This is a genomic window from Mesocryomonas fontinalis, from assembly GCF_055730125.2.
This window is the reverse complement of the sequence record NZ_JBUZWG020000008.1, coordinates 1-13,162: the sequence shown is the minus strand read 5'-3', so window position 1 is coordinate 13,162 and position 13,162 is coordinate 1. Positions and strand designations below refer to the sequence as shown.

The window sequence follows — 13,162 nt, the reverse complement described above, 5'->3', positions numbered from 1 at the left end:
GACTGCGGCATCCCGCGGAGGCTGTGCTGGTGCGTATTCGAATTCTGCTGCTGGCCTCGGCCATGACGGTCACCGGATGTGCCGGTCATCGGGCCATCATTCGCCCGTCGACGCCCGGTCACGGCTCCTGCTTCAACGGCGATTGCCGTCGTTCCGTCAGCCCCCGCCCCTCGCCGCAGATCAACGCCCATCGCGCTGAACCCGCGCGGCCGATAAGCCGCCGCGCCGCTCGCACGGAGCGGATCAGCGCGCAGCTGCCCGCGGCCTTGCCCGAGCAGGCCTTCGGCTACGTCACCCCAGGCACGTCGGATCCCGGTCGCGCGGATCCAAGCCCGGCAAAGCCAACTCTCCTTGCCTCGAACGAGAGCCCGCAGGCCGGCCCGCTCGATCAGATGCGCGGCTCGGTCTATCCCGAAACGGCTCTCGTCAGCGGCAGCCCGGCGAGGGTGAAGATCGTGCTGCAGCCGTTCATCGCGCCGCCGATCATCGACATCGACGCGATCAGGATGGCCATGCGGGGCTCCGTCAAAGACTGACGCGCGCCTCCTCAGGCGGCCCGCTTCTTCGGACGACGCCTCAGGTCTTTCAGGATCTCGCGCGCGGCATTGGCGCCGGGAATGCCGGAGACGCCGCCGCCCGGGTGCATCGACGCGCCACAGATGTAGAGGCCCTCGACCGGGGTGCGGTAGTCGGCATAGCCGGAGACCGGACGCTGGAAGAACAGCTGGTCGGCCGACAGTTCGCCGTGGAAGATGTGGCCTTGCGGCATGTTCACGACGCCCTCGATATCGGGCGCGATGATGAGGTTCGCCTGGATGATGTCAGCGCTGAAGCCCGGCGCCCACTCCTCGATCGTGTCGAGCACCACCTTCTTGAAGCCTTCCTTCTCGGCGGCCCAGTCCTTGCCCTTCAGCTCGTACGGGGCATGACCGCCGAACAGGTTGACGACGTGCTTGCCGGGCGGCGCCAGCGTGTCGTCGACGATGGTCGGAACCACCGGCGTGATGAACGGCCGCCTGGAGTAGCCGCCATACTTCGCATCGTCATAGGCCCGTTCGAGGTAGTCGATGTCCGGCGCGATGTGCATGTAGGTGGGGTACGGAAACTTGCCGAGCGCGCCGTCCGCCTTCACCTTGTCGAGGATCGTGTATTGCGGCGGGCGCTCGCACGCGATGTTCATCTTGAACGCGGTCGAGAAGGTCCGATAGTTGTCGATCTCGCGCTTCACGCCGCCGGGCACCAGCGCCGGGTCCAGCATCTGCTGGTAAACGATCTTGGCATTGGCGTTGGAGGCGATGGTCTTCGCCGAATAGGTGTCGCCCTTGGCGGTGACGACCGAGGTCACCTTGTTGCCGGCGACGCGGATTTCCTTGATGTCGGCATCGACGACGATCTCGACGCCGAGCGCACGGCCGGCCGAAGCCAGCGACTGGGTGATCATGCCCATACCGCCCTTGATGAAGCCCCAGCCGCCGGCACCCTCGTGCTCGCCCATCACGTGGTGCATGATGACGTAGGCCGAGCCCGGCGTCTTCGGCCCGGCGAAGGTGCCGATCGAGGCGTAGTAGGCGAGCACCGCCATGATTCGGTCGTCCTCGAACCACTCGCTCAGGAAGTCGTAGGCGCTCATCGTCATGAGGTCGGCGATGCGGTGCATCTTGTCGCCGATCTTGCGGTATTTCCACAGCATCTGGGCGCTGTCCTTGAACGATTTCCAGTCGCCCTTCGACGGGTCGACCGGCGTCTCCCACAGGAGTTTGCGCACGATCGCCGCGGACTCCATCAGGTAGGTGTCGAACGCCGGATAGGCCTCGGCGTCCTTCTTCGAGAACTTGCCGAACGAGGCTTGCGTCTTCCGGATGTCGTCGGAGAACAGGATGTAGTCGTCCCCGCCGACCGGCGAGATCATGTCCGAACACGGCAGCACCTCCAGCCCGTGGCGCTTCAGGTCGAAGTCGCGGATGATGCGCGGGTGGAGGAGGCTCATCAGGTAGGAGTAGGTCGAGGCCTTGAAGCCCGGGCAGATCTCCTCGGTCACCGCGGCGCCGCCAATGACCTTGCGTCGCTCGAGGACCAGCACCCTCAGGCCGGCCTTGGCGAGATAGTTGGCGCAGACGAGGCCGTTGTGCCCGGCACCGATGATGATCGCGTCGTATTCCCTCGCCATGGACGGTGCCCCCGAAGCTGCAACGGCTATATTTTCATGCCTGTGAAGATTAAGGCATCGCGATGCGCCGGATGCAAGGGGGCGGAGGGGACCGACGGCGCGGCCCCAACCGGAACGACGTCCTGGCTAACCGTGCTATAAAGGCCAGACCGCGTGAGCCGAGACCGAGTTGGGCTGGGCGGCACGGCAACATCGCGCGCTGCCGCTTCGGGTCTGTAGGCAGTACGGACTGTTTCACAGCTGTGAACCCCCTTCGATCATCAGGAGGCGACCGTGAAACAAAGGCCCGACTTGCCTTTGCCTTGCTGCTCGGCTCCAAGAAGGCCGATCGAGCCTTCCAGACCCACAGGACATGTCCATGCGTTTCTCCCCCCTCGTCGAGCGGATCGATGGCCCCGGCGTCGCCGCCTGGAAGATCCACGAGGCCGCGACAGCGGCGCAGCGGCGTGGCGAGGATGTCATTCTCCTCACCATCGGCGATCCCGACTTCGCGACGCCCGAGCCGGTAATGGACGCGGCCGTCGCTGCAACGCGCGCCGGCGACACGCACTATACCGACGTGCCCGGCCGGCCCGCTTTGCGCCAGGCGCTCGCCCGCCTGCTCGGCCCCTCGCTCGGCCAGCCCGACCTGTCGCCGGGCAACGTCATCCTGACGGCCGGCGCCCAGAACGCGCTGTTTGCGGCCTCGCTCTGCCTGCTCGCCGAGGGCGACGAGGTGATCGTGCTGGAGCCCGCCTACGTCACCTACGAGGCGACGCTGCAGGTGGCGGGCGCCAGGATCGTGCCGGTGCCGATGCCGGCCGAGACCGGCTTTCGGCCCGACCCTGCCGCCATCCGCGCCGCGGTGACGCCGCGCACCCGCGCGATCATCTTCGCGACGCCGAACAACCCGACCGGCGCGGTGGTGACGCGGGATGAACTGGCGGGGATCGCCGCCATCGCCATCGAGCACGACCTCACCGTGATCGTCGACGAGGTCTACGGCGCCCTCACCTTCGACGTGCCACATGTCTCGATGGCCTCGCTCCCGGGCATGGCCGAGCGCACTGTCACCGTCGGCAGCCTGTCCAAGACGCATGCGATGACCGGATGGCGCGTCGGCTGGGTGGTCGCCAATGCCGAACTCGTTCACCACATGGAGCGGCTGGCGCTCTGCATGCTCTACGGCATGCCGGGCTTCGTGCAGCAGGCGGCCCTCACCGCCATCGAAAGCTATGCCGAGGTCACCGCCGACATGCGCGGACGCTACCGGGCACGGCGCGACCTCGTCGTCGCCGCCCTCTCAGGGGTGCCGAAGATCAAGGTGCTGACGCCGGATGCCGGCATGTTCGTGCTGGTCGACGTCCGCGCGACTGGCTTGACGCCCTTCGACTTCGCCTGGCGGCTGTTCCGCGAGACCGGCGTCTCGACGCTGGACGCGACCGCCTTCGGGGCTCCTGCCTACGGCTTCCTGCGGATCGCCTTCACCTCGGGCGAGGCAACGCTGGCGGAGGCGTGCCGGCGCATCGAGCGCTTCGTTCGCAGCCTCTAGGCGCTCGCGCACGCCGGTTTCTGCAGAACCGGTCCGGGCGACGCGGTGAACTGCGACAGACCTTCCTTGCTATCCCCACGTGAAAATGTTGGATTTGATTTCATGATCATGAACCGGAGCCTCCGATGACGCTGCATTCCCCTGTCACCCACCAGGACGCGGAGTGGCGGACGCGGGTCGAGTTGGCCGCCTGCTATCGGCTGGCCGCGCACTACAAGATGACCGACCTGATCTACACCCACATCACCGCGCGGGTACCGGGCGAGGACGGCCGCTTCCTGATCAATCCCTATGGCTATCGCTGGGAGGAGATCACCGCGTCCTCGCTGGTGAAGATCGACATCGACGGCAACAAGGTCGACGGCTCGACGGCAAGGGTGAACCCGGCCGGCTTCACCATCCACAGCGCGATCCATGGCGCCCGGCACGATGCCACCTTCGTCATGCACACCCACACCCGCGCCGGCGTCGCAGTCTCCTCGATCGCGGACGGCCTGCTGCCACTGAACCAGATCGCGCTGCAGTTCTACGGCCGCATCGGCTACCACGACTACGAGGGCATCGCGCTCGACCATTCCGAGCGCGACCGCATCGTCGCCGACCTCGGCGAGTTCCCGGCGCTCGTCCTCAGAAACCACGGCCTCATCGCCGTCGGTCGCACGGCCGCCGAGATGTTCAACGCGATGTTCTATCTCAACGCCGCCTGCGAGATCCAGGTCGCGACGCTGTCGATGGGCCGGCCGCTGGTCGAGGTGCCGGACGCCGTCGGGCGCCGTGTCACCGAGCAGTTCGACCAGATGGCGTTCGACGACGGCGACCTGCTGCTCGAATGGGCCGCGCATCTTCGCACCATCGACTCGATCGACCCGTCGTACAAAAACTGAACGAGCGAGTACCGAACAAGACGAACAGGCATCAGACGAGCGGACAGACAGATACAGGCTGCATTTTCCGGGCTGGAGACCCTCATGACCGTTACCGACATGAAGCCGCAGTTTGCCCCTTCCGCCCTGACCTGGACGCTGCCCGCACGGGCCTATTCGAGCGAGGACAGCTTCGCCGACGAACGCGCGAAGATCTTCACCCGCAACTGGATGCTGTTCTCCTGGTCGGAGAAGATCCCGAACCCCGGCGACTACGTCCGTGGGACGGTCGCGGGCTATTCGGTCTTCGCGATGCGCGGGGATGACGGCGTGCTGCGCGCCTTCCACAATGTCTGCCGGCACCGCGGCGCGGAGATCGTCTCAGCTGAGAGCGGCCATTGCGGCAAGCTCGTCGTCTGCCCCTACCACTCCTGGGGCTTCGATCGCGCGGGCCTTCTGAAGCGCGCCCGCGACTTCGGCGGCGACCACAGTTTCGACCCCGCCGAGTGGGGGCTCTACCCCGTCGACTGCGAGGAATGGCGCGGGCTGGTCTTCCTGCGCATCGCGCGCGGCGGCGAGAGCCTGCGGGAGTGGCTCGGCCCGATCGACGCGATGGCGGCCGACTATCCGCTGGAGCAGCAGCACTACTTCATGTCGAAGGACCGCGACGTCGATGTCGACTGGAAGACCTACGGCGACAATTACCTCGAGTGCTACCACTGCCAGACCATGCATCCGGGCCTCTGCGCCTCGATGGACATCGAGCAGTACAAGGTCGACGTCCACTATGACGACAAGTTCTTCCACCTGCATGCGCCGGCGCGCGACGGCGGGCTGACCCGCGGCCTCTACTTCTACCGGTTCCCCGTGCTGATGTTGAACCTCTACGACTGGGGCTCGTCGATCGCCACCGTCGAGCCGCTGGGCCCCGGCCGCATCCGCCACATCAACTGGTACTTCTTCACCGACGTCAGCGCTGAAAAGGCCGAGGCCAACCGGCAGTCGGCGGAATGGTCGGCACAGATCGTCTCGGAAGACATCGATATCATCCTCGGCGTCCAGCGCAACCTCAACGCCGGCGTCTACACCCGCGGACCGGTCTCGCCGAAATACGAGCATGGCGTGCTCGGCTTCCAGAACATGGTGCGCGATGCGCTTGCCGATCCGGCGCAGGAAGCACAGGGGGTGGCGGCCGAGTGAAGGCTGCCGACCACCGTCAGTAGCTCAGCGGGGTGATCGCCCAGACCAGCTTCAACTCGGTGCTGCCGGGGTTGCGGTTGGGGTGCGGGCGGGTGCTGGCGAAGGCGAAGCTGTCGCCGGTGGCGAGGTGGTAGCGGGTGTCCTCGACCCAAAGTTCCATCTCGCCCGACAGCACCAGCCCGGCCTCCTCGCCGGCATGGCTATAGGCTTCGGGCCCGGCCCTGGCGCCCGGCTGGAGCGTGTAGAACAAGAGTTCCAGTGCGCCGTCGAGGTTCGGCACCAGCAGTTCGTCGGTGATGCCGAGGCGCGTCATCTCCATCTTGCGCCGGCGCGAGGCCCGCACCACCACACCGGCCTCGCCCTCGTCCTCCGGCGCCCCCGCCTCTGCGCGGAAGAACCAGCCGATGGTGACACCCAGCGTCCCCGCGATCTGCTGCAACTGCCGCATCGTCGGCGTCGAGAGGCCCCGCTCGACCTGCGAGAGGTGGCCGACGGCATCGCAAGGGAAATGCGCGAACAGCCCCACGTTCACCATCAGCTCAGCCCCGGCAAAAATTCCTCTCGGTCGGCTGAAAGATCAGGTACACGGTGCCGTCGAAGGTCCTTCGCTTGGCGATGCGCTTGGCGGCCCCCAGCAGCATTACCGTATGGCCATCTTGGCCCCAGAAAGCATCACTCCGGGGATGTTGCGGGCACAAGGCTTAATGGTTGCCTCCAGGATCGGCAGCGCGTCGAAGTCGGCGCGGACGCCGACCGAACGGGCCGAGGTACCTTTGCGCAGCGTCGCGACAACAGCTGTGCGGGCAAGGGCGCGATGAACCTCGTAGCCGATGGTTTCAAGATGCCCGGCAACTAAACCGGACATCCAGACCTCCGATAGGCCGATCTCGGGATGCCAGCGCATTTCGTGTCGCATCGAGACATATCGGAATGTCGTTGCTGACGATCGTGTCCAACAGGTGCCTTAGCCGGGAGTGCGGTTTCGAGCAGCAGAAACACCGCGACCAGGATGCCGATGAGGATTAGGTAAATGAGCGCGATCAGCAAGAGCGAATTGTTGGCCGGAGATTTCTTCATCCGAGCGCGGGGTTTTCTGACGGCAGCGGCGATGCCGAGCAGCAAGCCAAAGCCAAATCCGCCGACCGCGACCAGCATCAGGTTCCACAATTCCATAACGGGAACCAGCGGCTGCGCAAGAGCACTTACTATCTCAACCTCAAGAAGCTGATCTGACGAAGGAACTTCGGGAAACCGGTGAGCTCGTTACGTTGCCGTTTATCGACCACGCCGTGTTGAAGTTCGGCGTCTTGGAACCTTTGGCATCTTGGTTCTGCGTCGGTATCAGACGCAGCGGCTGCTCATTCAACGACCCCGAACAACATCCACGGCGCAAACGATTCCGGTGAAACGACTGTTCAGAGGGGACAAGACGTGATGCGATATAAAAAGCTGGAGGCCTATATGTAGGCATAAAAACCTAGGCTTATTATCTTAACTTTGGGCCATGACTTAGTCTTGTCCATGTCCACTGCGTCGTGAAATCATACTGGTACGGGCCTTTAGATGTGAGCTTTCAATAGGTTGTCCATCCAGTCCTTTCCGAGGAAGCTGAGGTTGCGAAGCTTTAGAAGCCAAGGAGGAGGACCAGATGAACATCCACAAGAATGCCCGTTTGACGCCACGCGGTCGAGAGCGTCTGGTTCAATCAGTTCTTGGCGGACAGTTCTTGGCGGAATGTCTGCGGAGGCTGCCGGCGGCGGCGGGGGTCTGCGAGCGTACGGTTCGCAAGTGGGTGGCCCGCTCTAAGGCCGAGGGTGCGGCGGGGCTCGTTGATCGCTCTTCCCGTCCGCATCGTCTTTTCCGTCCGACCTCGCCTGACATCGTCGACAAGGTCGAGGCGCTACGCCGCGAGCGCTGGACGGGAAAGCGGATTGCGCTTGAATTGAAGCTATCGCCGGCCACCGTCAGCCGCATCCTCTCCCGCCTTGGCCTCAACCAGATACGCGACCTGGAGCCCGCCGAGCGATACGTCGCTACGAACACGCCCATCCCGGCGACATGTCCACCTCGGCATCAAGAAGCTTGGGCGTTTCGACCGGGTCGGCCACCGCATCACCAGGGATCGCAAGTGGCAGTTAAACGCCCGCGGCATTGGCTGGGAGTTCGTCCACGTCTCCATCGACGACGCCTTGCGCCTTGCTTTCTCGTAGATGCCTGGCCTTCTCGCAGATCATACCGGACGGGAAGGCCGTCAGCGCCGTCGCCTTCCTAAGGGCCGCCGTCGCCTACTACGGTCGCCTACTACGAAAGGGCTGACAGCGTCGCGTACTGAATTGCTGCGCTTGCAGTCTTTCACATGTTTACGCGACTGAGCAGCTCTGTCTGACGAGACCTAGACGGCCACACAGTCTGCTGCGAATGATGGCACTCTGCGGACGGGAAGGTCATCCTGTTTGCTGATCGAGAGGGGGCAATGGCGTATTCAGAGAAAAGTTGGTTCACCCTGTTTATGGTCTATGACCACCATGAATCGGCAATGCAACTAGAAGATCGTTCGCAACGAACTTGCAGAATGGGAAGCAATCAACGCTTTCATCGAGAATATCGACCACAACGAGGTTCATTTTAAGGAGGTGGATACTCGCCTTATTTGCTTCCGCTATCGTCATTTGCAAATATAAGGGACGCCTGAGTGAGGAACCTACGAGCAGAGATTGAGAAAAAGTGGCGACAAAGCCGGAAAAGGCTTACTGCAGCAGGTTTTAAAAATTGCACATAGAGCGACGCTGCACCGTGCAAGGACAGCGTCGCTCAGCGCACCTGCTTCAACGATGGGACTCAAGCGCCGCGGTCATTAAAGATCGACGCAGTGGCTAGCGTGACGCGATCGTATATGGCGTTGAGGGGGGTTCCGCAGAGTTCGGGTCGCGCAAAGGGCCAAAGATCAAGGAGCGCCAGTTGGCCGCGATCGAAGATACACATCCCCACACCATTAACGACGTCGCTGAGATGATCGGCGTCACACATCGCGCGCTGCGCTTTTATGAAGAGCTCCACCTAATCTCGCCCAAGCGCATCTCGGGCTCGCGCCGCTTATACAACGATGCTGATGTGGCTCGACTGAAGAAGATCACCCACATCGCCCGCCTCGGCTTCTCGCTCCTTGAGGTGAAGCAGCTGCTAAAAGTCAAGTCAAAGGATCAATTTGTTAACGCTTTACAACGGAGACGCGACGAAGTCTCCACCGAGATAGAGAACCTCCAGAAAGTCCTGCGCAACATTTCGGATGAAATCGCTGCAACGCGTCTACCGCACGAGGATTAAGCGCCCTAAATGTGCCTTTGAGCTAACTCGATTTCGACGGCATCATGGCTGATTTCGATGCCGATCTCTCAATCACGGTCGGTGTCGACCTCGTCTTGCGTTATCGAGATAATCGAACCTCTGTAACACCTTCTTCTTCCAGATTAGAGGACGCATAAAATTTGCACACCACACACAGGACCGAGCCGCTGTTTAAGATAGTTATCCGCGACATGCGTAGCGAGGATCCAAATTCTTCCGCTGCTTCTGTTCGTCATCTCACAATTCTCATGGTCCGAAACAGAGCAGAACCCCACTGCCAACAAGGGCAATAGGGTTTTACGCAGATTAGGACATTAAGAAGACAAAGCCTGCCCAGAGTACGAATGATATTACAATACCTATCGTTATTCCGCGAGCCGGAGATAGCGCTTTAGCCGGCTGAACTCGGCGGCGGCTAATTCTGTAAGCGCGATGCCGGGCGGGAGTGAATGTAGCGGTGCTCATATTCGTTCTCCTTCAACCTCTTAACGGTCTCATCCACGGTCAGTTCCGAGGGCAGCAACGTCGGCTCGCCCGAGCCGGAGATGATCGCCACCACGTCGCTCCGCGCCGCGGTCAACGACATTACCTTGAGCATTTCCAGGTGGCAAAAACTCGCGTGCAGGCAACTGACGCGGGCCCGGGCGGGAGGCTGTAAGGACGTCCCGGGCCTCATCGCGAGAGCGAATACCGTATCGAGCGAAGAAATTGAACTCCTTACGGGTTGGCCTTCATTAGCGAACCGCACAATCGATAGCCATCTTTGCTCCATGTCTGATTATGCACTTGCCTTTCACTGGATGCGATCAGGCATTTTCTTCCGAATGAAGGCGCACAAGGGATTGGACATCCAAATGTCCAGGAAATGCTATGCACGGCGAGGGTGGCCTCAATACTATCTGTGCTTGCGGGTAGCGGCGGAGTAATCCGCATCAAAAGGGATTGGTCGAAAGTCGCAGCGGCTCGCCCCCTCTGGGCTGCCGCTCATCTCCCCGTCAGGTAGGGAGATCATCAGCTGCGGCACCGGCATCTGTCGATCCTCTCCCTTGAGGGGAGATGCCCGGCAGGGCAGAGGGGGTGCGCGCCTCTATACTGCAGCCTCGATATTTCAGAAGACCGCAGTTTCAATAACTCGGCGGGGTGATCGCCCAAACGACCTTCAGTTCAGTGCTGCCAGGATTGCAGTAGCGGTGCGGGCGGGTGCTGGCGAAGGCAAAGCTGTCGCCAGTGCGCAGGTGGTAGCGCTCTTCCTCGACCCAGAGCTCCATCTCGCCGGCCAGCACAAGGCCCGCCTCCTCGCCAGCATGGGTGTAGGCCTCGGGGCCAGCACCAGCGCCCGGCTGCAACGTGCAGAATAGGAGTTCCAGCGCGCCGTCGAGGTTCGGCACAAGCTGCTCATCGACAATTCCGAGGTTGGTCATCTCCATCTTCCGGCGCTGGCCGACGCGCATGACGACACCGCCCTTGCCTTCCTCCGGCGTCTCCGCCTCGGCGCGGAAAAACCAGCCGATGGTCACGCCCATAGTCGCCGCGATCTGCTGCAGCTGGCGGATCGTTGGCGTCGAAAGGCCGCGCTCGACCTGGGAGAGATGGCCGACGGAGAGCCCACTGCGGCTGGACACGTCGGAGAGCGTCAGCCCAAGTTCCTTACGCCGCTCGCGGATCAGGGGACCGAGCACCTCGACCGGATCACTGCCGGTCGAAACGGCCTCAACCGAAGCGACATCGTCGGTGGGTTCGGCGTCTAGCCGATGAAAATCCATTGGCTGATCATTCACGAAAGACCCTTCCCCAAGCGCGGGCTCACGCCGGCTCGCACGGAATAATTTCACTTGGATGAATATACCGATGCATCTCGGCTCGCAAGGCTTCGCAGGGTTTCGGCCGGACACTGGGACGAACGGCGGAAAACGACACGCAAATGACGGGGAAGGGCTAGGCCCGGCCGGTCGAAGAGCCTACCCCCTGACGCATTGCCGCCTCGAAAGGAACAGCCATGAGCGAGCGTATCGGAATGCGGACCGGAGAAGCATTGATCGCAGGCGGCCCGCCCGGCACGGCGGCCGAGCCGGAAATCGTCATCGGCGAGCTCGACGGTCCGGTCGGCACCGCGATTGCCACGCTGACCGGCGACCAGGTCGCGGGCCATACCCGAGTGTTCGCGCTGCTCAACACCGACATCATGGTCCGTCCGGTGACGCTCTGCGTCTCGAAAGTGACCGTCACCAGCCTGAAATACACCAACATTCTGATGGGCACGGTGCAGTTCGCCATCGCCAACGGCGTGCTCGATGCGGTGCGCGCCGGCTTCATCCCGAAGGAGAAGGCGAACGAGCTCGGCATCATTTGCTCCGTCTGGCTTGCCCCGAGCGTCGTCGACGATGACGCGCTCGACCACAAGATCCTGTTTGACCTGCACCGCCGCGGCACCACCGAGGCAATCCGCAAGGCGATGATGAACGAGCCGTCAATCGACTGGCTGCTCGAGAACCAGGACAAGATCATGCACCGCTACCACCAGATGGGTCTCGAAGGTAAGATCTGACTTCCGCAGCGAAGAGCGCGAACCTACGCTTGGTGCCTCATCTTGAGTTTGTCGAAGGGCGAGAGACCACGAACGGCACGTCAACGGCGTGCCGATCCTGAGGTTCGACAGGCTAACCATGAGGGTGATCGGTCTATGTCATTGACCCAAAAAGCTCTTTCCGTGACGGGCTTGTTTTGATTCATTTTCCCTGTTCGACGGATTTCCGATGGCACGTTTTGATCTAACAAGTTTCGAATGGTCGGTGACCTAGCCGCCTCTGCCAATAAGGCCGTGCCGCGCGTGGACGATCGGCGGTTGCTGAATTGGATCTTCTGAAGGCTGCGCACCGGCACCCCCTTGGCCGACATCCACGCGCGCTACGGCCCGCACACGACCTGCGTCAACGGCTTGAATCGATGGCGCAAGGCCGGCATACGGGGTTGGCTTGTGGAAGCTGCGAGGCTTACGACGGCTTTGTCTATGCTGTCCACGACCCCGTGGCGATCGCCTACGTACTGAAGCGCACGCTGGAAGCCGTCATTAACGTCGTCGGCTATGATGCCGCCGCCGCGGCCGATGCCCGCCGGTGGTTCGTCAACCAGGCAGAGCCGAACGGCGTCGCCAAGTCGATGATCGACCAGCTGGTCTCCGAGATCGGCGAGAAAGGCTTGTTCGCCATCGTCACCTCGACCTTTACTAAGCCGAACCAAGCGCGCTGGTTCACCGAGATGGCTGGCTATGCCCAAAAAATGCCATCCGTAGATCATGTTCCTAGAAACCGTGGGGCCCAGTAGGACAACATCCTGTCCTTCAACCAAGCGCAAATGCTGATAAACAAGTATCGCGAGGACCTCAAGGGTATTCTTGGCATGACCTTCGTCACGACGCCGGCCGCGTCGGAAGCCGTCCAGCAGAACAAGCCCTGCAGCAAGGTCGCGGTCGTGGGCCTGGCGGGCCCAATGCGATGAAACCCTACGTCAACGGCGACTGCATCAAGTCGAAGATCCTGTGTTCGACAGTCGACCTCGGCTACGCCGCAGGCATGGTGATGTCCGCCGTCGCCGACTGCACGCTGAAGCCGGACGACAACTCGTTCAAAGCCGGCTGCCTCGGCGACCTACAAATCGTCAACCTGAGCCAGATCTTGCTCGGCGCCCCGCACGTCTTCACCAAGGCCAACATCAACAACTTCGACTTCTAAGTCGAAATTTTGACCAGACATCGGAGCGTATCCCGTCGGATCCGCGCCGATGGCGTTTCACCCCTGCCGCGGCTCCTTGACGAGACGAAGCCGCGGCCGCGATCCCGGATCCAGCGTCGCATAGATATCGTCGAGGGCGAAAGACGCGGCGAAATCCGTAAGCTCGTGCTCTCGTCCAGGCTGTTAAGTTTCTCGACCAGCCAGATGCCGTCCCATCGCGCCAGTAGGGCTTTGCCGAGACGACGCCCAAATCGACGAACATTCCGAGCTGAATGTCACTTCGACTTTGTCATTCGTAGAGTTTGTCCGTCGTGTCGATCGCCGTAGT

Annotated in this window: 14 protein-coding genes and 2 pseudogenes; 10 read left to right on the top strand and 6 right to left on the bottom strand. The window is 62.2% G+C overall.

Annotated features, from left to right (window positions below; all coding sequences use genetic code 11):
• The first annotated feature begins 29 nt into the window (after positions 1-29).
• Positions 30-536, top strand: coding sequence for a hypothetical protein (locus ACZL02_RS18645; RefSeq protein ID WP_472940394.1), 507 nt, complete (start codon positions 30-32; stop codon positions 534-536).
• 11 nt (positions 537-547) lie between these two features.
• Here the strand turns inward: ACZL02_RS18645 and ACZL02_RS18640 are convergent, their stop codons facing one another.
• A complete protein-coding gene (locus tag ACZL02_RS18640; RefSeq protein WP_472940393.1) occupies positions 548-2,167 on the bottom strand; it encodes a phytoene desaturase family protein in 1,620 nt (539 codons plus the stop codon).
• A 358-nt stretch (positions 2,168-2,525) separates the two neighbouring features.
• On the opposite strand from ACZL02_RS18640, the gene ACZL02_RS18635 reads away from it, so the two are divergent.
• From ACZL02_RS18635 to ACZL02_RS18625, 3 genes are all read left to right on the top strand, one after another.
• On the top strand, positions 2,526-3,698 hold the full coding sequence (locus ACZL02_RS18635; protein WP_472940392.1) for a pyridoxal phosphate-dependent aminotransferase: 1,173 nt from the start codon (positions 2,526-2,528) through the stop codon (positions 3,696-3,698).
• A 125-nt stretch (positions 3,699-3,823) separates the two neighbouring features.
• Positions 3,824-4,582 (top strand): class II aldolase/adducin family protein, encoded by a 759-nt coding sequence (locus tag ACZL02_RS18630; RefSeq protein ID WP_472940391.1) that lies wholly within the window; start codon positions 3,824-3,826, stop codon positions 4,580-4,582.
• Between the two features lie 84 nt (positions 4,583-4,666).
• Positions 4,667-5,761: an aromatic ring-hydroxylating oxygenase subunit alpha gene (locus tag ACZL02_RS18625; protein ID WP_472940390.1), complete on the top strand. Its 1,095-nt coding sequence runs from the start codon at positions 4,667-4,669 to the stop codon at positions 5,759-5,761.
• 16 nt (positions 5,762-5,777) lie between these two features.
• Here the strand turns inward: ACZL02_RS18625 and ACZL02_RS18620 are convergent, their stop codons facing one another.
• The 3 genes from ACZL02_RS18620 to ACZL02_RS18610 all read right to left on the bottom strand — a co-directional run bounded on the left by ACZL02_RS18620 (position 5,778) and on the right by ACZL02_RS18610 (position 6,916).
• Positions 5,778-6,296, bottom strand: a complete 519-nt coding sequence (locus tag ACZL02_RS18620) for a helix-turn-helix domain-containing protein (RefSeq protein WP_472940389.1) — start codon at positions 6,294-6,296, stop codon at positions 5,778-5,780.
• Between the two features lie 105 nt (positions 6,297-6,401).
• On the bottom strand, positions 6,402-6,626 hold the full coding sequence (locus ACZL02_RS18615; protein WP_472940388.1) for a hypothetical protein: 225 nt from the start codon (positions 6,624-6,626) through the stop codon (positions 6,402-6,404).
• Positions 6,614-6,916, bottom strand: a complete 303-nt coding sequence (locus tag ACZL02_RS18610) for a hypothetical protein (protein ID WP_472940387.1) — start codon at positions 6,914-6,916, stop codon at positions 6,614-6,616. The genes ACZL02_RS18615 and ACZL02_RS18610 overlap by 13 nt, the downstream gene beginning before the upstream one ends.
• A 493-nt stretch (positions 6,917-7,409) precedes the next feature.
• Here ACZL02_RS18610 and ACZL02_RS18605 point away from each other — a divergent pair.
• Positions 7,410-8,062, top strand: a pseudogene (locus tag ACZL02_RS18605) (leucine zipper domain-containing protein); the annotation flags it as partial.
• A 657-nt stretch (positions 8,063-8,719) separates the two neighbouring features.
• A complete protein-coding gene (locus tag ACZL02_RS18600) occupies positions 8,720-9,085 on the top strand; it encodes a MerR family transcriptional regulator (RefSeq protein WP_472940386.1) in 366 nt (121 codons plus the stop codon).
• Between the two features lie 436 nt (positions 9,086-9,521).
• Here the strand turns inward: ACZL02_RS18600 and ACZL02_RS18595 are convergent, their stop codons facing one another.
• Together ACZL02_RS18595 and ACZL02_RS18590 are read right to left on the bottom strand one after the other, a co-directional pair.
• Positions 9,522-9,692: a hypothetical protein gene (locus ACZL02_RS18595; RefSeq protein WP_472940385.1), complete on the bottom strand. Its 171-nt coding sequence runs from the start codon at positions 9,690-9,692 to the stop codon at positions 9,522-9,524.
• 538 nt (positions 9,693-10,230) lie between these two features.
• The gene (locus ACZL02_RS18590; RefSeq protein ID WP_472940384.1) at positions 10,231-10,869 is read right to left on the bottom strand and encodes a cupin domain-containing protein; all 639 of its coding nucleotides are present in this window, start codon (positions 10,867-10,869) and stop codon (positions 10,231-10,233) included.
• A gap of 233 nt (positions 10,870-11,102) precedes the next feature.
• Between ACZL02_RS18590 and ACZL02_RS18585 the strand changes: the two genes are divergently transcribed.
• The 4 genes and pseudogenes from ACZL02_RS18585 (at position 11,103) to ACZL02_RS18570 (ending at position 12,834) form a co-directional block, all read left to right on the top strand.
• Positions 11,103-11,651 carry a formaldehyde-activating enzyme gene (locus ACZL02_RS18585; protein WP_472940383.1) on the top strand — a complete coding sequence of 183 codons (549 nt, stop codon included), beginning with the start codon at positions 11,103-11,105 and terminating at the stop codon, positions 11,649-11,651.
• Between the two features lie 208 nt (positions 11,652-11,859).
• Positions 11,860-12,089 (top strand): annotated as a pseudogene (locus ACZL02_RS18580) (transposase); the annotation flags it as partial.
• On the top strand, positions 12,050-12,427 hold the full coding sequence (locus tag ACZL02_RS18575; RefSeq protein WP_472940382.1) for a substrate-binding domain-containing protein: 378 nt from the start codon (positions 12,050-12,052) through the stop codon (positions 12,425-12,427). The pseudogene ACZL02_RS18580 and the gene ACZL02_RS18575, both read left to right, overlap by 40 nt.
• Positions 12,428-12,597: 170 nt before the next feature.
• Entirely contained in the window at positions 12,598-12,834 is a 237-nt protein-coding gene (locus ACZL02_RS18570; RefSeq protein WP_472940381.1) for a type 1 periplasmic-binding domain-containing protein, read from the top strand.
• Positions 12,835-13,162: the final 328 nt, after the last annotated feature.